Below are 25,373 nucleotides of genomic sequence, written 5' to 3'. Positions count from 1 at the left end.
TAAAACATGAGTCGCTATAAAATTAATACTTTAGAAGAATACTTTAAAGAATATAAAAAATCAGTCCGTGAACCCAGAAAATTCTGGGACAAAATTGCAGCTGAAAACTTTACTTGGTATCAACAATGGGATAAAGTTGTTGATTTTAATATGGCCGAAGCCGAAATTAAATGGTTTACTGGTGCCAAAGTCAATATTACTAAAAACTGTATTGATAGGCATCTTACTAAAAAAGGGGAGAAAACTGCAATTATTTTTGAGCCTAATGATCCAAAAGAAGAAGCATTGCATATTTCCTATAATGAATTGCACCAACGTGTTTGCAAAATGGCAAATGTGTTGCGGGAACAAGGCATAAAAAAAGGAGATCGCGTTTGTATTTATTTACCAATGATTCCTGAACTTGCCATAACAACATTGGCTTGTGCCAGAATTGGAGCAATCCATTCGGTTGTTTTTGCTGGATTTTCGGCTTCAGCAGTAGCTACCAGAATTAATGATAGCGATTGTAAAATGGTTATCACCTCAGATGGAGGTTATCGCGGAAACAAAACCATTGACTTAAAAGGAATCATTGATGAATCATTGACAAACTGTCCCGGTGTTTCTAATGTTTTGGTAGTAAAAAGAACCAATACTTCAATAAACATGAAAGCTGGTCGTGACCAATGGTTACAGCCTCTTTTAGACGAAGCTTCAGATAATAATGTCGCTGAAATCATGGATGCCGAAGACCCTTTATTTATCCTTTACACTTCTGGTTCAACTGGAAAACCAAAAGGAATGGTGCATACTACTGCAGGTTATATGGTTTACACCGCCTATACTTTCAAGAATGTATTCAATTATGAAGAAAATGATGTTTTTTGGTGTACCGCTGATATTGGTTGGATTACCGGGCATTCTTATATTCTTTATGGCCCATTATTGAATGGTGCAACAACCGTTATTTTCGAAGGTGTTCCTTCTTATCCTGATTTTAGTCGCTTTTGGGAAGTAATCGAAAAACACAAAGTAACACAATTCTATACAGCTCCAACTGCTATTCGTGCTTTAGCAAAAGAGAGCTTAGATTTCGTTCGAAAATTCCCTTTACAATCCCTCAAAGTGATTGGTTCAGTAGGGGAACCCATCAATGAAGAAGCCTGGCATTGGTACAATGACCATGTTGGAGATAAAAGATGCCCAGTTGTGGATACGTGGTGGCAAACCGAAACAGGAGGGATTATGATTTCACCTATTGCCTTTGTGACTCCAACTAAACCTACGTATGCTTCCTTACCATTACCTGGGATTCAGCCCGTGCTTATGGACGAAAAGCGTAATGAAATTGAAGGTAATCAAGTTACGGGGAGTTTATGTATTAAATTTCCTTGGCCTGGAATAGCCAGAACCATTTGGGGAGACCATCAACGATATAAAGACACTTATTTTTCTACTTTTCCAGGGAAATATTTCACTGGCGACGGAGCCTTGAGAGATGAAGTGGGCTATTATAGGATTACAGGTCGTGTGGACGACGTCGTAATTGTTTCAGGACACAATTTAGGAACTGCGCCTATTGAAGATGCCATTAATGAGCATCCTGCGGTAGCAGAATCTGCCATTGTAGGTTTTCCTCATGACATCAAAGGAAATGCCTTATATGGATTTGTAATTCTAAAAGAAACTGGTGAATACCGCGACAGAGAAAATCTTAGAACAGAAATCAATCAACAAATTTCAAACCAAATTGGACCTATTGCAAAACTCGATAAAATTCAGTTTGTCTCTGGCCTGCCAAAAACCCGTTCCGGAAAAATCATGCGTAGAATTTTACGTAAAATAGCCGAAGGTGATTATTCGAATTTTGGAGATACCACAACATTGTTGAATCCGGAAATTGTAGAAGAAATCAAAAACGGCAAAATTTAAATTTTGTTTTTTAGTTGTAGTTGAAAACTGTTTCATTTATGAAGCAGTTTTTTTGCATAAAAAAGGCTGTCTTTCTATAAAAATACCCCCAGATAATGTCTAATTATTTGGGGGCAGTTCATCTAAGGACAGCCTTTACTTTTGTTAGTTATTTTTAAATTTTTAAAAACTTCATAACTTGAACTTCATTATTCTCGTTATATGCTTTTACTATATAAAGCCCTTTATTCAAATCATTGACAGCATATTGATAGGAGGCAGCCTGACTTGTATTAAAACTTTTTACTAATTGTCCAGTAATTGAAAAAACTTGAACTTTTGAACTATTTGTATTTAAAGTAAAATAATTAGTGGCGGGATTTGGATATAAATAAATGCCCTCCTTTTTTTCAAAATTGGCAATTGCTAATGAAGCAATTTTATTGCCATATATTCTAAACTCTCCTGCTGGAATAGCTATTGTCGCAGCAACATTAGCAACATTTATAGTCGAATTATCCATCAAGTTGTACCACGTTCCGGTATATGGAAAACCAGTAGCTACATTTTGAGCAGAGACATCAAAATTAGCCAAAATCAACACATCTTTAAGTTGTGTCGATGCCAAAGCACTATTGGTAATTTTAATATTTGGAGTTAGTGTAGTGCTACTTGCCATAGTTGCAGTACCTATGAAAACGGGTTCGTTTATTTTTAAGGCAATCATTTTGGCCCAATCCGTATAGATTTTGCCTCTATTAGCATCACCTAACCAATTATTGACCCATTGCGGTTGCTGCTTCGTATCCAACTTACAGTCTCCTGCAATCGCATCTGAAGATGTATTTACGGTCCCGTTATTACATGCAAAAATTGATAAATCCCATCCTAATTCTCCAAAATGCCAAATCATTTTTGGACCTGGAACAAGAAGAGATACAGCTCCTAAAGCTGACATTCTAGAGAGTGCCGTTGCTGGTGTTTTTACATTATACCCATTTAAATTAGCACCATATTGTATGTTTTTATACATCAATCGTTCCTCATCATGACTTTCAGCATAGCCCATCAATCTGTTTTTGGTAAATCCGTGAGCTGTGCTATTCATTCTGGAAATATCATTACTGGAATTATAACCCATTGTTAATTGGTTGTAAGGATCAGTCATTTTACCCCATAGCATAATCCCTTTACTAGGTGTTTCAGTGATTCTGTAATTTGCCCATTGCTGTTCTTCGCTATCTGTTCCTAAATGTTCAAAGATTGTGTAATGTGTTGGGTCTAAACTCCAGGAATAATCAGCATAATCTTTTAAGATAGTAACACGGTCTGCCTGATAGGCATTGGTGCACGTTTCGTCACTAGCAGTACAGTTTTGTGTAAAACCTTTGGTTAAATCCCAGCGAAAACCATCAATTTTATATTCTTGAATCCATTGTTTAACTACTCGTTTTACATAGTTTTTTGTCAAAAGCGAAGCATGATTAAAATCATTCCCCACACTATAACTGTGTTTTGCAACCGTATTGAAATACGGATTTTCGCTTGAAGGGCCACCCCAACCGTCACCATCAGGATCATTCATCCACATTCTCACCATTGGGTTTCGATCAAAGGCATGGTTTAAGGCCACATCCAGGATTACTGCAATTCCGTTTTTATGACATATATCAATCAATTCTTTAAATTTGCTCGAAGTTCCATAAAACTTATCTAAAGCCATATGAAAGGAAGTATTGTAACCCCAACTTTCGTTTCCTTCGAATTCCATTACGGGCAACAACTCAATTGCATTTATTTTTAGATTTTTGAAATAATCCATTCTATCAATAACACTTTGATAACTTCTACCAGCATCAAAATCCCGAACTAAAAGCTCATAAACAACTAGTTTCTCTTTTTCTGGTTTTACAAAATTAGTAGTCGAACTGCTCCAAGAATAAGGGACTTGACCTGTTTGCAAAACGGTTACTTCTCGTTCTTGCCCAGCCGGATAAGTTGGCAAATTAGGATAGGATGCCGCAGGAATAGTTGGGTCATCAAAAGGTGATAAAACTAGTGTTGAATATGGATCAGCAGTTTTTACCAAAGATGGTGTCCCTGCAATAGGTGTTGCATCAACTACCCAATATTGATAGGTATAATTTGTACCCGATGTCAATCCTGTTAATTCCAACCAAAACTTACCTGAAGTAGGGTCTTTTTTCATCGAATAAGCCGAAGTCGGTTGCCAGTTATTGAAGCTTCCTGCTACATAAACAAAATCCTTCAATGGTGCATCGAGAACTAAAGTTGCTTTTGTAGCATCGGCAGTGTTATAATTGATTCCGTCCAGTAATCCGGCAGGCATTGCCGCACTAACTGTTCCGGGATTTACAATTACACTAAATTTTTTGGTAATGGTAGTACTCCCTTGCGTTACCTCTAATGAGTAATTTTTATTACTGGTAACATTTGCATCGCTAAAAGTATAACTTGCAGTATTCAAATTAGTGTTTATACTCGTGCCATTTGCTTTTAAGCTATAATTCGCATTTCCTCCAGTGTTGTTTGCAGCAACATTTAAACTTGTTCCTGAAGTAATAATCGTAGTGCTATTTTGGGCTGGTGTTGTTAAATTTACTTGAAAAGCCCCGACATTAAAAAAAGTGTCAGCGGTCTGCATATTCCCGGCATCATTTCTTAATACCACGCAAATTTCTGTAACAGAACTCGTATTAGGAATTCCAAAATAAGTATATAAATCAGGAGTCAGATCTAATTTATATGTCGTTCCAGAAACTAACGTTAATGCAGGCTGTGTTGAATTGTTTCCCCATGTTCCCTTAACGTTTTGCCATCTTGCACCATTTACAGTCAAACCGATATGTGCATATATTGTACCTGTATATGCCGCTAATGGTGTCCCGGTTTTGTTAAAATTAAGCGTGACAATTCCACTAGCAATTGCAGGTGATGGTGTAGTTGTAAACTGAGCAAACCCTAAAGAAGATATTAGCAGAAATAATAAAGTGATTTTTTTCATTTCATTTATTTATTAAATTTATATAAAAAAGGGCTACCCATAAGATAGCCCTTTCAAATTTAAAAAATTATATTTTAACCATAGTATAAGAGTATGCTCTTGGATTACTTAAATCTAAAGTGATTAAATAAGTTCCTGCGGTTGTACCAATATTAGTTCCGCCAGCTTCAAGTTTACCGTCGGCGCCAGTATCACCAAAGTTATAATCCCAATTATTATTAGCTCTAAATTTTAATCCGTTATCCGGTGCAGCTTGAGTAGTTAAAACAGCTGTTACTGTCCATTTTTTAGTAACCTTATCATAAGTCATCGGAGTATCTGTGCTCCATCCGCCTGGTGTAGCATTTCCAACTATTCCCCATGAAAGTTTAGTAGCTTTATAAGTTAATTTTTCAGTATCAACTTCCATTTTGTAATAACCTGAATCAGTTGATAAATTTCCACCAATTGTACTAATTAGACCTGCACCACCAGTACCATAGTTTGTACCATTCCAATTAGTTTGTGTTGAAAATTTGAATCCTTGACCATCTGCAGTTCCGTCTTGTGCATTTTCAAAATAAACATATCCTTCAAAAGCAGTTTTTCCATAACCATCGGCCGCAACAGTTGCTGCGCTTGATTGTGTCCAATCTGAACCATAACCAGAAGCACTTTGATAACCACCTGCGATCCATAATTTAGGATTTTCAGTAGTGTAAGGAGTAACAACAATTCCAATTACATTAGAATACATTGAAGCCAAAGCTCCAGCAGTTGCTTTAACTCTTACTTGAAATTCACCAGGAGTAAAAGGAGTTGCTTTTAAGGATAATGCAGCACCATTCATTGATACCACTGAAACTGACACTTGGTTTTGAGAAGGCAATGAACTCCCTATTTCTTTAGGCGTTTTAAAATCATTTCCTTTCACATCCATTTCAACAACATAATTCACTTGAACATCTCCACCAAAATTAGCAGATTTCCATGTGAAACGCTCTGCTTGAGCAGCTGCATTTTCAGGTTTTAGAATATAGGCTGCACCGGCAGTTGGAGCAGTCAAAACAGGAGCATCTACTCCTTCAATAACGGGTCTGTCTTGAACATCTTCTACGCTGCAAGACAAAGCAACTACTGCAAATAATGCTATTAGTGATTTAGTTATATTTTTCATTTTTTATATTTTTTTAATTGTTAATATCCAGTATTTTGTTGCAATTTTTGATTTGTAGCCAATGCCTTTGCCGGAATAGGAAATAAATCTCTGTACGATTGGGTAGGTGAACCAGATGCAGAACCACCTTTCCAAGGCCAGATATAACTACCTCCGGTAAATTTTCCAAAACGAATTAAATCCGTTCTTCTATGTCCTTCCCAGTGCAATTCTCTTGCTCTTTCGTCAAGAATGAAATCTAATGTTAAATCTCCTTGTGTTACTGTAGCACCTTTAGCTCTTGTTCGCAATGCATTTACATAAGCAGTAGCATTTGTAATAGTGGCACCAGCAGCACCTCTAACAGCACATTCTGCATACATTAAGTAAGCATCTGCTAAACGGAAAATTGGAAAATCTGCATCAGAGAAGTTACCCGCTTTATCCGAACCTTGCTTGCCATTAACGTCAACATTTCTAAATTTTTGAATCGCAAAACCATCAGTGAAATTACTGATATCTTTAATTTCTTTTGTTTGACCATTTTTATAGAATTGTCCGCGAGTATCAATAGTGTTTGCGTCAAATTTATCAACAAAGGCTGCTGTAGTTCTGATTCCACCCCATCCACCGTTAATTCCGAAGCTTGCCGCATTCATGCTACCTCCAACAGGAGCGTGTGTCAAGAATGTAGTTCCTCCGTAGGTCTGAGTGCGAAGTCCATCAAAAGCGATAGCAAATATAAATTCGTTTTGAGCTCCATTTTTATCATTATCAGCCAAAAATAATTGGTTGTAATTTGTGTGTAAAGAATAGGCAGAACTTGTTATTTTTGAAATTAAAGGGACTGCTTCTGCATAATGATCTGTACCAATATATACTTTTGCGTTCATGTATAATTTAGCTTGTAACATCCACGCAGCAGCTTGGTCTACACGAAAAGCTTCATTTGATTTTGGTGCTTTCAACAATGGAGTAATCGCTGTTAATTCCTCATCAATAAATTTGTACAACTCAGCTCTTGTTGCATATTCTGGATAATAAAATGTAGTTGGAGAATCCTCAGTTACCAAAGAACCACCTCCAAAAGTATCAATTAAGTGCCAATAGGTTATTGCTCTCAAGAAACGAGCTTCTGCTCTATAAGTAGCTATTTCAGCTTTCAAAGCGGAATCAATTCCTCTAGCTGCTAATTTTTCGTCCGTAGTTTGACGCAAAAATTCATTACAGTTTACAATTTGAAAGGAGAAACGAGCAAAAGTTGCATTGATAAAATTGTCCGAAGTTGTCCAAGCCTGAGAATGAAAATCCTTAATAGTTCCATCATTCCACCCAATAACTGCTTCATCAGTGGTTAATTCTTGCATCATCCAGTACCCTCTAATGTATTGACTTGTTCCTTCATCAATACCTGAAATATCAGGAGAACCGGCAGGTCCTTGTTGACCCGAAGTAGCAAAACCAGCATATAATTTAGCTAAATTTTGTTTGTAGGATTCCGGTGTGCTAAAAAACTCAGATCCAGGGATGGAAGATCCAGTATCAGGTGATTGGTCTAGTTCACTTGTACATGATGGGAATGCCATCACCAACAGTAACAAAGATATACCCAATAATTTTTTTTGTATATTTTTCATTTTTCTTGTTATTTGAATTAGAAATTAACGTTTAGCCCTAAAGTGAAAGTGATAGGTCTTGGATATAAATTTTTATCTATACCTCCAGAAATCTCAGGATCTAATCCACTGTATTTAGTGATAATAAGAACGTTTTGAGCAGCTAAGGTTAATTTAACTAATGAGCTTGAATTTGGTTTTTGATTAAAAGTATACCCAACACTTACATTGTCTAATCTAATAAAAGAAGCATTTTGAATGTAATAATCTGAATGTAATTGTAAATCATTTGATTTTGCAAAACCGGTTTCTAAAAGATTAGCAACTCCGTTATTCAAATCTGTATTTCTTGTTAGTACATTATTGTAAACTCCTTTGTTAGAATCTACGTTGTTGTAATTAAAATTACCCCAAGATCCTCTCCAATTCATTCCCATGTCCCAGTTTTTATAAGTAACACTAGTGTTAAATGCATAAAATACATCAGCTGCTGGTTTATGGAAACGGTATTTATCATCAGCATTCACAACACCATCTTTATTTCTATCTATAAAAATCCCATCAAGTGGCTTTCCATCAACTCCATACGCTTGTTCGTAAACTAAAAATGTATTAGGAGAATATCCCACTTGGTGGTTTTGAATATAGTTACCTGTTCCTCCATCAATACCTCCTACGTCAGTAATTCCTGGAGTATTGTCTTGAGAAGTTGTCAACTTAGTAATTTTAGAGTCTTGGAAAGTAATATTACCACCTATTGTCCATTCTAAATTGTCAGTTCTTACTGGCACTACTTCTGCTGCTATTTCGATACCTTTATTCTCAATAGTTCCTATGTTATAATTGTCAGCATTTGAAAATCCAAAGAATGCCGGATTATCGGTGAACAATAATAAATCTTTAGTGGTTCTTTTATATGCATCAACGGTCCCTGTAAGTCTGTTGTTAAAAAGACCAAAATCAACTCCAGCATTAACAGTAGTAGTTTGTTCCCATTTTAGATTACTATTGTAAGGTTGTGGTCTGTATGTTGTATAAAAAGTATTTCCTAATTGATATTGAGCTGCAGTGTTTGATGCTAAATACAACGGAATAGATGGGTAAGGATTTCCAATATTTTGTTGTCCTGTTATACCCCAACCACCTCTCAATTTTAAACTAGAAATAGTAGTTACATCTTTCAAGAAACTTTCTTCGTTCAATTTCCAAGCTACAGCAACAGCAGGGAAATTTGACCAGCGATATTCAGGTGTAAATCTTGAAGTTCCGTCACGTCTATAAGACATAGTCAATAAATACCTATCAGCAATCGTTACATTTGATCGTACAAAAAAGGATTGCAAATTGATACGTGTTGGTGTAAACAATTCTTCTGTTGTTAGGTTATTTTCAAAATTATAACCAGACTTGTGTTTAGATTCTTTGAAATCTTGGTAAGAATATCCACCAGTTACATCAAATTGTGTAGCGATTGATGCTACTTTTTTGTTGTAGTTCAAATACAAATCCATTAATTTATTATTTCTGGATTCAATATTTTTATACGAATTATTATATCCAGAACCTTTAAGGCCGTTACGATAATCAGCGGCTGTGTTACCATAACCGGTACCGCTCATTTCATCATAACCAAAATTAGCAACTGCTTTCAATTCTGGTAGAAAATGCATTTTATAATCTACTTGTACATTTCCTAAACTTCTATAAAAACCACCATAATTGTTTTGTTGCTCAATTTGAGAAACTGGATTAACACCTGCTAATTGATTGATTTCTGTTGGGGAAGTTAACCATTCGAAATAAGTGCCATAAGCATTTCTTACAGGTTGAGTTGGGTCAAAACCTATTGCGCCACCTATTGCGCCATTATTGCTATAGTTACTGTTTATTAATGAGGTATTGTTGTTGAACTCAATTTTTAAATGTTTGTCCAAGAAATTACCAGTTACGTTAGCTCCTAGAGTTGTTCTTTCTACATTATCTCTTTTCAAGATACCGCTCAAATTAGCATATCCTACAGAAGCTCTGTAAACTACGTTATCAGTACCACCGCTTAATGCAATGTTGTGATCTGTACCAATCGCTGTTCTGAATATTTCCTTCTGCCAATCCGTGTTAGCAGCACCCACTAATGCTTGTTGAGCAGCATTACCATTAGTTGCAACAAAATCTCTGAATTGAGTGCTTGATAAAGCATCCACTTTTTTCGTAATTTCAGAAACTTGAAGATTTGCGTTATAGCTTACTTTTAATTCGCCTGATTTTCCTTTTTTGGTAGTAATAATAATTACTCCATTTGAGGCGCGAGAGCCATAAATAGCAGTAGCCGAAGCGTCTTTTAATACCGAAATAGATTCAATATTGTTTTGATTAATAGTTGCTAATGGATTTCTACCACCTTCTACACCACCATTTGCAACCGGAATACCGTCAATCACATACAAAGGATCATTATTTGCAGATAAAGAAGATCCGCTTCTAATTCTAATTACAGGATCTACACCTGGAGAACCACCTCCATTAATGATTTGTAATCCCGCTACTTTTCCTTGAATCATTTGATCTGCAGAGGCAACCGGTCCTTTATTGAAATCTTTTGATGTCAATACTGTAACAGCTCCTGTAGCATCTTTCTTCTTAACGGTACCGTAACCCACTTGGATTACAACTTCTTTAAGTTGATTAGAATCTTCTTCCAAAGAAACGCTTACTGATTTTTGAGAATCAAAATTGACAACAGTATTTTTGTAACCAATAAAAGAAAAAACGACTTTATCGCCTTTCTTAACATTTGATAACTGATATTTACCATCAAAATCTGTTGAAACGCCATTTGAAGCGCCTTGTACATTTACATTTACTCCAGGAATGGGCTGACCTGATACTTTATCAAGAACAACACCATTAAGAGTATTCTGAGCCAGAATACTAAAAGGTAGTAACAGTACTAAAAATAACAACTTTTTATAAATTGTTTTCATACTTTTTGTTTAAATTAATTTGAATTTTGGTTGTTTTATTAAATTTTAATTTTACTTCGAATAGCAAACTTAACAAAACGATAACGTTTTCGACACGGCTCATTTTAAATTGATTTACGAAAACGTGGTAGTGTTGAAAACTTTAAATTTAACGGATGCTTTTATGGTATAAATTGCCATTCATAAAAATAAAACATACCTTTATTACCGAATTAATTTTTTTCAATTCCCGCATTATGAAAAGAAAGGTCACCCTTAAACAAATTGCAAAAGAACTTGATGTGTCCATTTCAACCGTTTCAAAATCATTGAGAAACAGTCCTGAAATAGGAGAAGAAACCAGACTGAAAGTTCAGGCATTTGCTAAATTTTACCACTATAAACCAAACAATATTGCCCTTAGCTTAAAAAATAGAAAGACAAAAACTATTGGGATTATAATTCCGGAAATAGTCCACCATTTTTTTTCAACGGTTATTAATGGAATCGAACAGGTTGCAAATGAAAATGGATATAGTGTAATCATCTGTCTGTCGGATGATTCATTTGATAAAGAAGTACTTAATATGGAATTGCTTGCTAACGGAAGTATTGACGGCTTCATTATGTCACTTTCTAAAGAAACTCAATTTAAAGGTGATTTTCATCATATTACCGAAGTTATCGATCAAGGAATGCCCGTAGTAATGTTTGACAGAGTTACCAATGAAATTCTTTGTGACAAAGTAATCATAGACGACAAACTTGCCGCTTATGAAGCAGTTCAAAGTTTAATAGATAAAGGACGAAAAAAAATTGCTCTTGTTACAACGGTTGATTATGTAAGCGTAGGTAAACTTCGAACAGACGGGTATATAAAAGCGCTATTAGATAACGACATCCCTTTTGATGAGAAGCTAATTATAAAAATAGAAAATGTAGACACTTGCGAAATCACCATTGGAAGATTGCTCGAAGACAAAGCCATTGATGCCGTATTTGCAGTAAATGAACTTTTTGCAGTAACCATAATAAAAACGGCTAATAAAATAGGTTTGAATGTCCCAAAAGACTTGGCTGTGATTGCTTTTACGGATGGGATTATATCAAAATATTCAACCCCAACGATCACAACCGTTAGTCAAAGTGGTATAAAAATGGGAAATAAAGCAGCAAAAATGCTTATTGAAAGATTAGAAACAGAACTAGATGATGATGAGGCAGAAAATTATAAAACAGAAGTAATTGAAACGCATTTAATCGAAAGAGAATCTACCAATTAATAAATAGTATTGTCTAATTTATTCATTACTACAACCTTGTAGTTGATATTTTTTTACTTTATTTGTTTCTGAAAAGTAAATGATTGGAATAAATTTTTATATTTACCCCTCAAAACTTTTACTTTTACTTCGAAAACAAGATAAGTTTTGATAAGCAAAGCGCTTATCGTATAATAATTAAATTACGATAATGGAAAAGCGTAAATTAAGTTTCTGGCAAATTTGGAACATGAGTTTCGGTTTCTTAGGAATACAATTTGGTTTTGCACTGCAAAACGCAAATACTTCAAGAATTTTTGAAACATTAGGTGCAAAAGTTGATGAAATCCCTATTTTATGGATTGCGGCTCCTGTTACTGGTTTGATTATCCAACCCATAATAGGTTATTTTAGTGATCGAACCTGGACAAGATTAGGCCGACGAAGACCATACTTTTTAGTGGGTGCTATTTTATCATCACTTGCGTTATTTATAATGCCCAATTCGCCATCCTTATGGATTGCAGCTGGAACATTATGGATGATGGACGCTTCTATCAATATTTCGATGGAACCTTTCCGTGCCTTTGTAGGCGATAATTTACCCGAAAATCAACGTACTTTAGGTTTTGCAATGCAGAGTTTTTTCATTGGACTTGGTGCCGTTGTTGGTTCTCTACTTCCTTACGTTTTTACGAATGTTTTTGGCGTAAGCAATACTGCCGCAGAAGGGATCATTCCTGATTCTGTAAAATGGTCATTTTATATAGGAGGAATTGTTTTTCTATTGGCTGTATTGTGGACTATTTTTAAATCTACGGAATATTCACCCGAAGAATTACAAGCTTTTGAACAAAAAAACAAAGATGCTGAAGATATAGCCCCAATTGAAACCGAGTTTGAATCCAAAGCTAACATCAAAAGACAATTTACTTTAGGACTCCTAATGACTTTATTAGGAAGTATTGTTTCATTTATAATTTTCGAAAACGGACTTACTAAAGAACTCTATATTTTATTTGTGGGTTTAATTGTGATTGGAATTTTATTTATGATTGCTTCCAGACTTAGAATTATCCAAATGAAAAATGGTTTCACCATCATCATGACCGATTTATTGAACATGCCAACCACAATGAAAAAACTGGCTTGGGTTCAATTCTTTTCTTGGTTTGCACTTTTCTCCATGTGGATTTATACTACGCAAGCCGTTACACAACATATTTTTGGAACAACTGATACGACCTCTAAAATATACAATGACGCTGCTGACTGGGTTTCAGTACTTTTTACTGTTTATAACGGAGTAGCAGCCGCAGTCGCTTTTTTATTGCCGGTTATTGCAAAAAAAGTAGGTGTTCGATATACGCATTTACTGGCATTGTGCTCAGGAGGTGTAGGATTACTTTCTATTTATTTTATTGGAGACAAATATTTACTATTAGTTCCAATGATAGGAGTTGGTATCGCATGGGCAAGTATTTTATCAATGCCTTACGCCATGTTATCAGGCGCTTTACCCGCTGCAAAAATGGGATATTACATGGGAGTTTTTAACTTTTTTGTAGTTATTCCTCAAATTGTTGCTGCAACAATACTTGGTTTTGTTGTCAAACAATTTTTTCAAAACGAACCTATTTACGCATTATTAATTGGCGGCGTATCAATGATATTTGCCGGTTTGCTTACACTTAGAGTAAACAACAGAACAAAAATTGAAATTCATGAATAATAAAAAAGCATTCATATTTGACCTCGATGGAGTGATTGTAGACACAGCAAAATATCATTATTTAGCTTGGCAAAAAATCGCAAATGAATTAAATATTGATTTCACACTGGAACACAATGAATTATTAAAAGGAGTCAGCCGCGTGCGTTCTTTGGATATTATATTAGAATTAGGAAAAGTGGAAGCTTCGCAAGAAGACAAAGACAAATGGTTAGTTCAAAAAAATGAGGATTATTTATCCTATTTGGTTGACATGGATGAAAGCGAAATTCTTCCAGGGGTTTTTCCAGTTTTACAATTTCTAAAAGAAAATGGCCAACCAATCGCATTGGGTTCTGCCAGCAAAAATGCCAGACCAATATTAGAAAAAACAGGAATCCTTTCCTATTTTGATGTTATTGTAGATGGAAATGATGTTACTAATGCAAAACCTGATCCAGAAGTTTTCTTGATTGCAGCTAAATTATTAAATACAAATCCAGAAGACGCTATTGTTTTTGAAGATTCAGTTGCGGGTATTCAAGCAGCTAATATTGGAAAAATGACGAGTATAGGAATTGGTGAAGAATCCATTTTGCATGAAGCAAAATTTATCTTCAAAGACTTTACCGAAATACATACTGATTTTATAGAAGAATTAATTAAAGAATAAAGAAACAAGGTTCAAAAAACATAAAAAAATCTGATTGAATGTCCATCATAACAATCATTGAATTTTTAAATCATTGAATTTTTTAAATTAGAAAAAATGAATCAAGATTATATAAAACCAGACAATTGGTCTATCATAGAAGAAGGATTTGATGTAGAAAGTGTGAAATCATCTGAGAGTCTGTTCAGTATTGGTAACGGAGCGATGGGTCAGCGTGCTAATTTTGAAGAAACCTATACTGGAGAAACATTTCAGGGAAGTTATATTGCAGGAATTTATTATCCGGATAAAACCAAAGTAGGCTGGTGGAAAAACGGTTATCCCGAATATTTTGCTAAGGTTTTAAATGCGCCAAACTGGATTGGAATCGATATCGAAATCAACGGAGAAAAACTGGATTTGAACACCTGTTCCGAAGTTAAAAATTTTCGCCGTGAATTGAATATGAAAGAAGGTTGGTACAATCGTTCTTTTGAAGCGACTTTGAAAAACGGAACGGAGATTTCGGTAAACATTCGTCGTTTTCTTTCTATCGTTTTGGATGAAGTGGGACTTATTAATTACGAAATCACTCCTTTAAATAAAGATTCAAAAATAGTTTACAAACCCTATATCGATGCTGGTGTAACCAATGAAGATGCTAACTGGGAAGAAAAATTCTGGGAACCTCTTGATGTGAAAAAATCTGGAAATGAAGCTTTTGTAACGGCTCAAACGTTTAAAACCCATTTCAAAGTAACCACTTTCATGCAAAATAGCATTTTGAATAATGGTGAAAAAACGGCTATTTCTCCTTCAAATATTGATGCAACTACTGATAGAATTCAATTTAGTTATGATGTAATTGTGGCTCAAGGCCAAAAATCATCTATCCAAAAAATTGGTGGTTACACGGTTTCCTTAAACCATGACAATACTGTTATTGCTGCTGAGAAAGTAATTCAATCCGCCTTAGCGTTAGGATATGATAAAATGCTACAAGACCAAATTGATGCTTGGGCAAAAATCTGGGAAATGTCGGACATTACCATTGAGGGCGATGTAAAAGCACAACAAGGAATTCGTTTCAATATTTTTCAGTTAAATCAAACCTATTTAGGTAAAGATTCCCGTTTGAATATTGGACCAAAAGGATTTACAGGCGAGAAATACGGTGGTTCTACCTATTGGGATACCGAAGCGTATTGCATTCCGTTTTATATGGCTACCAAAGACCAAGAAGTAGCCCGAAATTTATTGACATACCGCTACAATCAATTGGACAAGGCAATTGAAAATGCTGCGAAATTAGGATTTACTAACGGGGCTGCCTTGTATCCAATGGTAACAATGAATGGAGAAGAATGCCATAACGAATGGGAAATTACTTTTGAAGAAATTCATAGAAATGGCGCTATCGCATTTGCCATTTATAATTTTTACAGGTACACTGGTGACTATAGTTACATTCCTGAAAAAGGATTAGAAGTGTTAATAGGAATCGCTCGTTTCTGGCATCAAAGAGCCAACTTCTCGACTAATTTAAATCAATACGTAATTCTTGGCGTTACGGGGCCAAATGAATACGAGAATAACGTAAACAATAATTTCTACACGAATTATATTGCAAAATGGTGTTTGGAATATACCTACGAACAAATTCAAAAAGTGTCCCTAGAATATCCTTCAGATCACAAAAGAATTACTGAGAAAGTAAAAATATCGGATTCGGAATTGCAATCTTGGAAAAAAGTATCTGATAATATGTACTTCCCTTTTTCGGAAGAACACAATGTGTACTTGCAACAAGACGGTTTCTTGGACAAAGATTTGGTTCGCGTAGCTGATTTGGATAAAAGCCAAAGACCAATCAATCAAAAATGGTCTTGGGATAGAATTTTACGTTCGCCTTATATCAAACAAGCCGATGTTTTACAGTGTTTTTATTTCTTTGAAGATCATTTTTCTAAAGAAGAACTGAAAAATAATTTTGAATTCTATGAATCCTTCACAGTTCACGAAAGTTCGCTTTCGCCTTGCGTACACTCGATTCAAGCAGCTTTATTAGGCAAAATGGATATGGCGTACACGTTCTATTTGAGAACTTCACGCCTAGATTTAGATGATTATAATAAAGAAGTGGAAGAAGGGTGTCATATTACATCTATGGCAGGAACTTGGATGAGTATTGTTGAAGGTTTTGGAGGAATGAGAATTAAAGACGATATGCTCCATTTTTCTCCAAAAATACCAAAAGAATGGAACGGGTACTCCTTTAAAATAAATTTCAGAAACCAAATTTTGAAAGTGGCTATAAACCACAAGGAAACAACATTTTCAATAGATGGCAACAAGGAATTAGCGATAGTTGTAAACGGTAAAAACATAATTGTAACAGCCGAAAATCTGGTTACTGTTTAAAAAAATAAATGGTTAGAACTTGTAGTTAATTCAAATCATTTTATCTAAAGCCTCATTGGGCTTACATACAAACAATCCCAATAAACATTGGGATTGTTTAATTGATAATAGTTTCTAAAATTTGTTTTAAACTATTGTCGCAAATATGATGTCAATAAAATACAATTTAAAAATGAATAAAATTGGTATATTACCCTTCCTAAATAAGAGCTTTCTAAAAATAACCTTATTCCTTTTTTTTATGTCTTTATCATTAAACGCACAAATCCAAAAAATTGAACCGCCTTTTTGGTATGCAGGCATGAAAAACCCAGAATTGCAAATTATGTTCTATGGTGAAAATATAGCACAATATCAAGTTACCGTATCTAATGCAATAAAAATTACTAATGTTAAAAAAACAGAAAATCCGAACTACATTTTTGTTACGATTGATACTAAAAAAGTCTCGGCAACTGATTTGATTTTTACTTTTAAAAACAATAATAAAGAGTCGTTTACCCAAAAATATGCTTTAAAGAAAAGAAGAGATAATTCAGCACAACGCAAAAGTTACGATGCTTCGGATATGATGTATTTGCTGATGCCGGATCGTTTTGCAAATGGGAACAGAAATAATGACAGTGAAAATGCCACTACAGAAAAATTTAACCGCGAATTACCGGGAGGAAGACATGGCGGTGACATTGAAGGGATAATCAAAAACTTAGATTACATCTCCTCACTAGGTGCAACAACAATATGGAGCACGCCACTTTGCGAAGACAACGACGCGGCTTTTTCCTATCATACTTACGGTCAATCTGATGTTTATAAAATAGATCCACGTTACGGAACCAATGATGATTATGTGCGTTTATCAAATGAAATGCATAAGAAAAACATGAAATTAGTGATGGATTATGTGACAAATCACTGGGGAATTGAACATTGGATGATGAAAGATCTACCTACAAAAGGATGGATTAATCAGTTCGATACTTATACTCAAACTAATCATAAAAGAACCGTTATAAATGATACTCATGCCTCGAAAGTTGATACTGAAACATGCTTGAATGGGTGGTTTGCACCGTCTATGCCTGATTTAAACTTAGCTAATCCTTTAGCTTTGAAATACTTGATTCAAAATGCAATTTGGTGGATTGAATATGCAAATTTAGATGGATTTAGAGTGGATACTTTTAATTATTCCGACCCAAAAGGAATTGCTAAATGGACAAAATCTGTTACTGATGAATATCCCAATTTTAATATTGTTGGTGAAGTTTGGATGCAAAGCCAAGCACAGATTTCCTATTGGCAAAAAGACAGCCCGATAAGTAAAATACAAAACTACAATTCCAATTTGCCAAGTGTAATGGATTTTACTTTATACGAAGCGGCAAGCAAAGCTTTCAATGAAGATGACGGAACTTGGGACAAAGGAATGATGAAGTTATATGATAATTTTACTAATGATTTTCTCTACCCAAACACAAATAATATGCTCATTTTTGTTGAGAATCATGACACCAATCGTTTCAATCAGACGTACGGGAATGATATTAGAAAATACAAAATGGCAATGGCTTTGATGGCTACCGTTCGAGGAATTCCGCAGTTGTATTACGGTAGTGAAATAGGCATGGCCGGAGACAAAAACAAAGGCGATGCAGACATTCGTCAAGATTTTCCTGGCGGTTGGGAAGGTGATGAAAATAATGCTTTTACCAAAGAGGGAAGAACACCAGGGCAAAGTGAGTATTTTGATTTTACATCCAAATTATTCAATTGGAGAAAAACAAAATCAGCCATTCATTCAGGGAAAATGACACATTATATTCCTGAAAATAATGTTTATGTTTATTTTAGACATAATGCTACTGAAAGTATAATGGTGTTAATGAATAACAGTAATGAAACTCATACTGTAAAAACAAATCGTTTCAAAGAAAACATCAAAGACTTTAAAACCGGAAAAGATGTGATTTCTGAAGTTACATTTGACTTTACAGATGAAATTACAATGGAACCTAAATCAGTTTTGGTTTTAGAGTTGAAATAATTTAAAGCAAATAAATCCTTTAGTGCTATAAAAATGAAAAAATATTCAATCCCACTTTTACTGGCGACGGTGGCAATTTTAAACAGTTGCTCTAGTACAAAAATGGTTTCTGAGAATGCTAAAACACCTTTCGTTTGGGAAGGTGCTACTGTTTATTTTTTGATGACTGACCGTTTCAATAATGGAGATACTTCAAATGATGTTTCATTCAATAGAACAAAAACTACGGGAAAACTACGTGGTTTTGAAGGCGGTGATATCATAGGGATTTCTAAAAAAATCGACGAAGGTTATTTTGACAAACTGGGAATTAATGCCATTTGGTTTACACCAATAGTAGAACAAATTCACGATGGTGTTGACGAAGGAACAGGATTAAGTTATGGTTTTCATGGCTATTGGGCTAGAGACTGGACGAACTTAGATCCTAACTTTGGAACAAAAGAAGACTTAAAAGCATTAGTAGAAAAAGCACATGCACACGGAATCAGGATCATTCTTGATGGTGTTATCAATCATACCGGACCCGTAACTGCTGAAGATACAGTTTGGCCAAACGACTGGGTGAGGACAGGACCCAATTGCGAGTATAAATCTTTTGAAACCACAACTGCTTGTACTTTGGTATCAAACCTTCCGGATATAAAAACAGAGAGCAATCAAGCGGTCCCTTTACCTCCTTTTTTAATCGAAAAATGGAAAAAAGAAGGACGTTACGAACAAGAAATAAAAGAACTGGACGCGTTTTTTACTCGTACCGGTTATCCAAGAGCGCCAAAATATTACATCATCAAATGGCTAACTGATTATATCGCAGATTATGGAATTGACGGTTATAGAGGCGATACTGTAAAACATACAGACGAAACGGTTTGGGCCGATTTCAAGACACAATGTAATTACGCTTTTGATACTTGGAAGAAGAACAATCCGACAAAAGTATTAGACAACAATGCTTTTTACACCATTGCTGAAGTTTACAATTATGGAATCAGTGGCGGGCAAATTTTTGATTTTGGAGATAAAAAAGTCAATTATTATCAAAATGGATTCAATAACATGATCAATTTTGAATTCAAATGGGATGCGCAAAAAGACTATGAATTTATTTTCTCCAAATATTCTGATAAGCTAAACAATGACTTGAAAGGATATAGTGTTTTAAACTACTTGTCTTCGCATGATGACGGTGGACCATTTGATGCTAGAAGAACAAAAAGCAAAGAAGCAGGGACCAAATTATTACTAAGTCCTGGACTTTCTCAAGTTTATTATGGTGATGAAAGCGCTCGTTCTCTAGTAGTTGAAGGCACTCAAGGAGATGCTACATTGCGTTCGTTCATGAATTGGGATGCTATTAAATCTAATCCTGAAACACAAAAAACGTTGTTGCACTGGCAAAAATTAGGGCAATTCAGAAAAAACCATGCTTCAGTTGGAGCAGGAATCCACAGACAAATTTCAGCAAAGCCATATACTTTTTCCAGAACTTTTACAAAAGGAGAATATTTGGATGCCGTAGTAATTGGGCTTGATTTACCAATTGGCAAAAAAGAACTTAGTGTAAGTTCCATTTTTAAAGATGGGACTAAAGTAAGAGATGCCTATTCCGGGAAAGAAGTACGCGTTGCTAATGGAAAAGCAACAATCGATTCAGAATTTGACATCGTTTTATTGGAATTGAAAAAATAATTTTTAAAATGATTTAAATCCAAACGTCTTTAGAAATGAAGGCGTTTTTTTTATGTTTACCTTTACAAAAAATAAATAACGATGCTTAGAATCGCACATCGCGGCGCCAAAGGTTCTGAACCGGAGAACACCTTAATTTCGTTCCAAAAAGCATTAGATATGCAAGTGGATGGAATTGAACTCGATGTACAATTGAGTGCGGATGGAGAACTAATTGTTATCCATGATGAAACTATAGATAGAACGACCAATGGAAATGGTTTTGTAAAGGCGCTCTCTTTAAGCGAGTTGAAAGTATTTCGAATAAATGGAACACACAAAATCCCAACGTTAAAAGAAGTATTTGATTTAGTTAACCAAGACTGTTTTATCAATATTGAATTAAAAAATTATGATACGACAGAGAAAGTAGTTTCACTGATTGAAAAGTATGTCGCTAAAAAAGGATGGAAATACGATCGCTTTTTAGTTTCTAGTTTTGATTGGAACGCTTTGCAACAAGTAGCCTTTTTAAATGATAAAATTCACATTGGCGTTTTAACAGAAACTAATTTAGACTTGGCTTTGGCTTTCGCCAAATTCATTCAGGCAAAATCCATTCATCCACATTTTCACTTATTGACAAAAGAGAATACAGCAAAGATGCAGGAAAAAGGATTACAGGTTTTTCCTTGGACCATCAATGAAATAGAAGACATTCAAAAAATAAAAACATTCAACGTAAACGGAATCATTACTGATTTCCCAAATAGAATATGAACCAGAATTTTGATATAATAATAGTAGGCGGAGGCGCAGCAGGTTTTTTTACTGCGATTAATATTGTGGAGAAAAACCCAAAACTGAAAGTCGCCATTCTGGAACGTGGAGCCGAAGTATTGCAAAAGGTTCGCATTTCAGGTGGTGGAAGATGCAATGTGACACACGCTTGTTTTGAACCGAATGAATTGGTGAAATTTTATCCGCGTGGCGAAAAAGAATTGCGAGGTCCATTTCATCAGTTTTGCTCTGGAGATACGATTGAATGGTTTGAACAACATGGCGTAGAACTAAAAATTGAAGCTGACGGCCGTATGTTTCCAGTTTCGAATTCCTCACAAAGCATTATTGATTGTTTCTTGAAAGCTACTCAAAAACTAGGAATTGCAGTACTTACGGGACAAAGCGTACAATCCATTTTCAAGAAAGATACCGCTTGGAAAATCGAAACGCAAAACGAAAACTATCTTGCTGAAAAAGTGATTCTGGCCACAGGAAGTAATCCTAAAGTATGGGAAATGCTCCAAACTTTTGGACACGCTGTTGTCAGTCCAGTTCCTTCCCTATTCACTTTCAATATTAAAGATTCCAGAATAAAAGAATTACCCGGAGTTGCGGCACAAGTTACTGTAAAAGTAAAAGACACCAAACTTTCATCAACTGGACCTTTGTTAATTACCCATTGGGGAATGAGCGGTCCGGCTATTTTGAAATTATCTGCTTGGGGCGCCCGAATCTTGCATGACAAAAATTATCAGTTCACTATTTTCGTAAATTGGTTGAATGATGCAGACAAAGAAGATGTCGAGAAAAAGCTTAAAGAATTAAAGCAAGAACACGCAAAAAAATCAGTTTCCAAGAAATCTCCATTCGAATTAACCAATAGATTATGGGAAAGTTTAGTACTTGCTTCCGGAATTGAAGTGGAGACGAAATGGGCTGATTTGTCAAAAATACAATTGCAAAATCTTGCGAATCAATTAACGAATGGGACTTTTCAAGTCAACGGAAAAAGCACCTTTAAAGAAGAATTTGTAACTGCCGGCGGAATTGATTTAAAGGAAATCAACTTCAAAACAATGGAAAGTAAACTGCACGAAAACTTATATTTTGCTGGTGAAATCGTCAATATTGATGCCATTACCGGAGGATTTAACTTTCAGAATGCATGGACAAGCGGATTTATTGTAGCCAATGCTATTTAAAAAATAAGCCCTTTAAATTTTAATAATCTTAAAGGGCCAATTATTATCTATTCAACCACCAAATACTTCCATTCAAAACCGCAGCAAAACTTACCCAAGCTAAATACGGAATGAATAAATAACCTGCGATTCTATTAATTTTAGAAAATTGTATATAGGTTTCATAAATCATTAACCACAATACGATAATCTCTAAACCTGCCAGCATCGGGTTGTGCAATCCAAAGAACAAATAAGACCACAATGCATTTAATGCCAACTGTGTTGCAAAGAAAATCAACGCTTTTTTTACAATCTCTTTTTCAAATTCGATTCGGTTCCAGACTAGTCCTGCAGCAACACCCATCATAATGTAAAGCATACTCCAAACGGGTGCAAAAATCCAATTGGGCGGATTAAAACTAGGTTTAACCAAAGTTGGGTACCAAGTCACAATTGCAGAACGGGTAACCATTCCTGACAAATAACCAATCGCAAGACAGGTTACAACTATCGTTAAAATTCGAGTAATCTTAGTCATAATTATATTTTCTAATGTGCTTCAAATTTAATCAAAACTTTAGTACAAATCGATAAATAAACAAATCAAAGGATAAATCAAAAAAAGTATCTTTGCGTAAATTTTTAAATTCATGATTTCAGTAAACGATTTTATTCCATCAAAATATACGCATTCGGTTGAAAAGGGAAATTTCCAATGGAGCGCGCCCAGTAATATTGCCCTTGTAAAATATTGGGGTAAAAAAGATAATCAAATTCCAGCGAATCCTTCGGTGAGTTTTACGCTGAATAATTGTAAAACGATTACCAAATTGGCTTTCGCAAAAAAAAATACTTCGACTGCGCTCAGTACTACAAAAAATGATTTCTCATTCGATTTGCTTTTTGAAGGAAAACCAAAAGAAGATTTCAAACCAAAAATTCAAAAATTCTTGGAACGAATTGAAATTTATTTACCATTTTTGAAAGACTATCACTTTACAATTGACACGGAAAATACATTTCCGCACAGCTCGGGAATTGCCTCATCAGCCTCTGGGATGGCGGCTTTGGCAATGAACTTGATGAGTTTAGAAAAAGCGTTAAACCCAGAAATGACAGAGACATATTTCTATCAAAAAGCATCTTTACTAGCTCGTTTAGGTTCAGGCAGCGCTTGTAGAAGTGTAAAAGGACAAGTTGTTGTTTGGGGAAATCATGCAAATATCTCCGGAAGTTCTGATTTATTTGGTGTTGAATTTCCAAATGCCATTCATGCTAATTTTAAGAATTACCAAGATACCATTTTACTGGTTGACAAAGGTGAAAAACAAGTTTCGAGTACGGTGGGACATGATTTGATGCACAATCATCCTTTTGCCGAAAGGCGATTTGCACAAGCGCATGAAAATTTAGATCAACTGATTTCAATTTTTGAAAGCGGAAATCTGGAAGAATTTATCAAAATTGTGGAAAGTGAAGCGTTGACTTTGCATGCCATGATGATGACCTCAATGCCTTATTTTATATTAATGAAGCCAAACACATTGGAAATCATTAATGCGATTTGGAAATTTAGAAATGACACTAAAATTCCAGTTTGTTTCACGCTGGATGCAGGTGCAAATGTTCACGTTTTATATCCTGAAAATGTAGCGATTGCTGTTTTACAATTTATTAAGGACGAATTAGTTGGCTATTGCCAAAATGGTCAGTACATTTGTGACGAAATTGGAAATGGAGCTGTGTTGAATTAGTTTGTTTTTTTTATATCTTTAAGTTTTAAAGCGCTGAAATTATGGACATTCAATCAGAGAAATTAGAATTGATTAAATTGTTATTAGAAACTAATGACAAAAACATAATTGAATCTGTAAAAAACATTTTCAAATCAGAAAAAAAAGATGTTTGGAAAGAATTATCTCCTGAAGAACAAGAAGAAATTGATCTAGGAATTCAAGAAGCAAATCGTGGAGACCAAGTCGATTTATAAAATTACCTACTAAAACACCTAATTATCAACCCCAAATTGCTAATTTACAATCTAATATGAAAGGACCTTTATTTTATTCAAAAATATTACTCTTTGGAGAATACGGAATTATTCGTGATTCAAAAGGATTGTCCATTCCTTATAATTTTTATAATGGTGCGCTTAAAAGAGAGGAGAATCCATCTGATGAAGCGATAAAATCAAATGGCCACTTAAGACGTTTTGTTACTTATTTAGAAACGTTACAGAACGAGCAGCCAGATTTAGTTGTTTTTGATTTAGCTACTTTAAAAAACGATGTTGAAACTGGAATGTATTTTGATTCCAGCATTCCCCAAGGATATGGTGTAGGAAGTAGTGGCGCTCTCGTAGCAGCTATTTACGATAAATATGCACAAAATAAAATCACGGTTCTGGAGAATTTAACTCGTGAAAAATTATTGCAACTAAAAAATATATTTTCTCAAATGGAGAGTTTTTTTCACGGAAAAAGTTCTGGTTTAGACCCTTTAAATAGCTATTTGAGTATTCCAATTCTGATCAATTCTAAAGATAATATAGAAGCTACAGGAATTCCAACACAAAGTTTAGATGGAAAAGGTGCAGTATTTTTGTTAGATTCAGGTATTGTGGGCGAAACGGCCCCGATGGTGAATATTTTCATGGAAAACTTGAAAGACAAAGGTTTTCGCGCCATGTTGAAAAATCAATTTGTAAAACACACTGATGCTTGTGTAGAAAATTTCCTTGGTGGAGACATGAAATCATTGTTTATGAATACCAAGAAATTATCAAAAGTAGTTTTGAATAATTTCAAACCAATGATTCCAGAGCAATTCCACGGAATTTGGCAAAAAGGAATCGACACTAACGATTACTATTTAAAACTGTGTGGTTCTGGCGGTGGCGGTTATATCTTAGGATTTACGAAGGATTTAGAACGCGCAAAATTATCGCTGAAAGATTACAAACTAGAAGTCGTTTATCAATTCTAAAACTTTAAACCTAAAAATTAAACTCGAA

17 protein-coding genes are annotated in these 25,373 nt (G+C 34.9%); 12 read left to right on the top strand and 5 right to left on the bottom strand.

What is annotated here, in order from left to right; translation table 11 throughout:
* The first annotated feature begins 6 nt into the window (after nucleotides 1–6).
* Nucleotides 7–1,914 (top strand): acetate--CoA ligase, encoded by a 1,908-nt coding sequence (gene acs / locus T410_RS02840; protein ID WP_035668523.1) that lies wholly within the window; start codon nucleotides 7–9, stop codon nucleotides 1,912–1,914.
* Nucleotides 1,915–2,068: 154 nt separating this feature from the next.
* Here the strand turns inward: acs and T410_RS02835 are convergent, their stop codons facing one another.
* The 4 genes from T410_RS02835 to T410_RS02820 form a co-directional block, all read right to left on the bottom strand.
* A complete protein-coding gene (locus tag T410_RS02835; protein ID WP_035668521.1) occupies nucleotides 2,069–4,918 on the bottom strand; it encodes an alpha-amylase family glycosyl hydrolase in 2,850 nt (949 codons plus the stop codon).
* 67 nt (nucleotides 4,919–4,985) lie between these two features.
* A complete protein-coding gene (locus tag T410_RS16395) occupies nucleotides 4,986–6,074 on the bottom strand; it encodes a SusE domain-containing protein (protein WP_051929336.1) in 1,089 nt (362 codons plus the stop codon).
* 20 nt (nucleotides 6,075–6,094) lie between these two features.
* Entirely contained in the window at nucleotides 6,095–7,690 is a 1,596-nt protein-coding gene (locus tag T410_RS02825; RefSeq protein ID WP_035668518.1) for a RagB/SusD family nutrient uptake outer membrane protein, read from the bottom strand.
* 17 nt (nucleotides 7,691–7,707) lie between these two features.
* A complete protein-coding gene (locus T410_RS02820) occupies nucleotides 7,708–10,650 on the bottom strand; it encodes a SusC/RagA family TonB-linked outer membrane protein (RefSeq protein ID WP_035668515.1) in 2,943 nt (980 codons plus the stop codon).
* Nucleotides 10,651–10,886: 236 nt separating this feature from the next.
* Here T410_RS02820 and T410_RS02815 point away from each other — a divergent pair, with 236 nt between their 5' ends.
* From T410_RS02815 to T410_RS02780, 8 genes are all read left to right on the top strand, one after another.
* A complete protein-coding gene (locus T410_RS02815; protein WP_035673993.1) occupies nucleotides 10,887–11,912 on the top strand; it encodes a LacI family DNA-binding transcriptional regulator in 1,026 nt (341 codons plus the stop codon).
* Between the two features lie 190 nt (nucleotides 11,913–12,102).
* Nucleotides 12,103–13,623 carry an MFS transporter gene (locus T410_RS02810; RefSeq protein WP_035668512.1) on the top strand — a complete coding sequence of 507 codons (1,521 nt, stop codon included), beginning with the start codon at nucleotides 12,103–12,105 and terminating at the stop codon, nucleotides 13,621–13,623.
* A complete protein-coding gene (gene pgmB / locus T410_RS02805; protein WP_035673990.1) occupies nucleotides 13,616–14,275 on the top strand; it encodes a beta-phosphoglucomutase in 660 nt (219 codons plus the stop codon). Before T410_RS02810 ends, pgmB begins: the two co-directional genes overlap by 8 nt.
* A 96-nt stretch (nucleotides 14,276–14,371) precedes the next feature.
* Nucleotides 14,372–16,675, top strand: coding sequence for a glycoside hydrolase family 65 protein (locus T410_RS02800; RefSeq protein ID WP_035668510.1), 2,304 nt, complete (start codon nucleotides 14,372–14,374; stop codon nucleotides 16,673–16,675).
* A gap of 241 nt (nucleotides 16,676–16,916) precedes the next feature.
* Nucleotides 16,917–18,722, top strand: coding sequence for a glycoside hydrolase family 13 protein (locus tag T410_RS02795; RefSeq protein ID WP_238567337.1), 1,806 nt, complete (start codon nucleotides 16,917–16,919; stop codon nucleotides 18,720–18,722).
* Between the two features lie 33 nt (nucleotides 18,723–18,755).
* The gene (locus T410_RS02790) at nucleotides 18,756–20,414 is read left to right on the top strand and encodes an alpha-amylase family glycosyl hydrolase (RefSeq protein WP_035668509.1); all 1,659 of its coding nucleotides are present in this window, start codon (nucleotides 18,756–18,758) and stop codon (nucleotides 20,412–20,414) included.
* Between the two features lie 81 nt (nucleotides 20,415–20,495).
* The gene (locus T410_RS02785) at nucleotides 20,496–21,173 is read left to right on the top strand and encodes a glycerophosphodiester phosphodiesterase family protein (RefSeq protein ID WP_035668506.1); all 678 of its coding nucleotides are present in this window, start codon (nucleotides 20,496–20,498) and stop codon (nucleotides 21,171–21,173) included.
* Nucleotides 21,170–22,378, top strand: a complete 1,209-nt coding sequence (locus tag T410_RS02780) for an NAD(P)/FAD-dependent oxidoreductase (protein WP_035668503.1) — start codon at nucleotides 21,170–21,172, stop codon at nucleotides 22,376–22,378. Before T410_RS02785 ends, T410_RS02780 begins: the two co-directional genes overlap by 4 nt.
* A gap of 43 nt (nucleotides 22,379–22,421) precedes the next feature.
* On the opposite strand, the gene T410_RS02775 is transcribed toward T410_RS02780, so the two are convergent.
* Nucleotides 22,422–22,898, bottom strand: coding sequence for a TspO/MBR family protein (locus T410_RS02775; RefSeq protein ID WP_035668501.1), 477 nt, complete (start codon nucleotides 22,896–22,898; stop codon nucleotides 22,422–22,424).
* A gap of 112 nt (nucleotides 22,899–23,010) precedes the next feature.
* Here T410_RS02775 and T410_RS02770 point away from each other — a divergent pair, with 112 nt between their 5' ends.
* The 3 genes from T410_RS02770 to T410_RS02760 are packed head-to-tail and all read left to right on the top strand — an operon-like array spanning nucleotide 23,011 to nucleotide 25,345.
* Nucleotides 23,011–24,114 (top strand): diphosphomevalonate/mevalonate 3,5-bisphosphate decarboxylase family protein, encoded by a 1,104-nt coding sequence (locus tag T410_RS02770; protein WP_035668498.1) that lies wholly within the window; start codon nucleotides 23,011–23,013, stop codon nucleotides 24,112–24,114.
* A gap of 41 nt (nucleotides 24,115–24,155) precedes the next feature.
* Nucleotides 24,156–24,350: a hypothetical protein gene (locus T410_RS02765; protein WP_035668497.1), complete on the top strand. Its 195-nt coding sequence runs from the start codon at nucleotides 24,156–24,158 to the stop codon at nucleotides 24,348–24,350.
* Nucleotides 24,351–24,406: 56 nt separating this feature from the next.
* The gene (locus T410_RS02760) at nucleotides 24,407–25,345 is read left to right on the top strand and encodes a mevalonate kinase (protein WP_035668496.1); all 939 of its coding nucleotides are present in this window, start codon (nucleotides 24,407–24,409) and stop codon (nucleotides 25,343–25,345) included.
* Nucleotides 25,346–25,373: the final 28 nt, after the last annotated feature.

This window comes from Flavobacterium sp. 83 (genome assembly GCF_000744835.1).
In the GTDB taxonomy this organism is placed as follows: Bacteria; Bacteroidota; Bacteroidia; order Flavobacteriales; family Flavobacteriaceae; genus Flavobacterium.
This window is presented reverse-complemented; position numbering and strand designations above follow the sequence as displayed.

Excerpts from the sequence above, each read along its gene's own strand:
- acs (WP_035668523.1), top strand. The coding sequence starts at position 7 with ATGAGTCGCTATAAAATTAATACTTTAGAAGAATACTTTAAAGAATAT.
- T410_RS02835 (WP_035668521.1), bottom strand. The coding sequence starts at position 4,918 with ATGAAAAAAATCACTTTATTATTTCTGCTAATATCTTCTTTAGGGTTT.
- T410_RS16395 (WP_051929336.1), bottom strand. The coding sequence starts at position 6,074 with ATGAAAAATATAACTAAATCACTAATAGCATTATTTGCAGTAGTTGCT.
- T410_RS02825 (WP_035668518.1), bottom strand. The coding sequence starts at position 7,690 with ATGAAAAATATACAAAAAAAATTATTGGGTATATCTTTGTTACTGTTG.
- T410_RS02820 (WP_035668515.1), bottom strand. The coding sequence starts at position 10,650 with ATGAAAACAATTTATAAAAAGTTGTTATTTTTAGTACTGTTACTACCT.
- T410_RS02815 (WP_035673993.1), top strand. The coding sequence starts at position 10,887 with ATGAAAAGAAAGGTCACCCTTAAACAAATTGCAAAAGAACTTGATGTG.
- T410_RS02810 (WP_035668512.1), top strand. The coding sequence starts at position 12,103 with ATGGAAAAGCGTAAATTAAGTTTCTGGCAAATTTGGAACATGAGTTTC.
- pgmB (WP_035673990.1), top strand. The coding sequence starts at position 13,616 with ATGAATAATAAAAAAGCATTCATATTTGACCTCGATGGAGTGATTGTA.
- T410_RS02800 (WP_035668510.1), top strand. The coding sequence starts at position 14,372 with ATGAATCAAGATTATATAAAACCAGACAATTGGTCTATCATAGAAGAA.
- T410_RS02795 (WP_238567337.1), top strand. The coding sequence starts at position 16,917 with ATGTCTTTATCATTAAACGCACAAATCCAAAAAATTGAACCGCCTTTT.
- T410_RS02790 (WP_035668509.1), top strand. The coding sequence starts at position 18,756 with ATGAAAAAATATTCAATCCCACTTTTACTGGCGACGGTGGCAATTTTA.
- T410_RS02785 (WP_035668506.1), top strand. The coding sequence starts at position 20,496 with ATGCTTAGAATCGCACATCGCGGCGCCAAAGGTTCTGAACCGGAGAAC.
- T410_RS02780 (WP_035668503.1), top strand. The coding sequence starts at position 21,170 with ATGAACCAGAATTTTGATATAATAATAGTAGGCGGAGGCGCAGCAGGT.
- T410_RS02775 (WP_035668501.1), bottom strand. The coding sequence starts at position 22,898 with ATGACTAAGATTACTCGAATTTTAACGATAGTTGTAACCTGTCTTGCG.
- T410_RS02770 (WP_035668498.1), top strand. The coding sequence starts at position 23,011 with ATGATTTCAGTAAACGATTTTATTCCATCAAAATATACGCATTCGGTT.
- T410_RS02765 (WP_035668497.1), top strand. The coding sequence starts at position 24,156 with ATGGACATTCAATCAGAGAAATTAGAATTGATTAAATTGTTATTAGAA.
- T410_RS02760 (WP_035668496.1), top strand. The coding sequence starts at position 24,407 with ATGAAAGGACCTTTATTTTATTCAAAAATATTACTCTTTGGAGAATAC.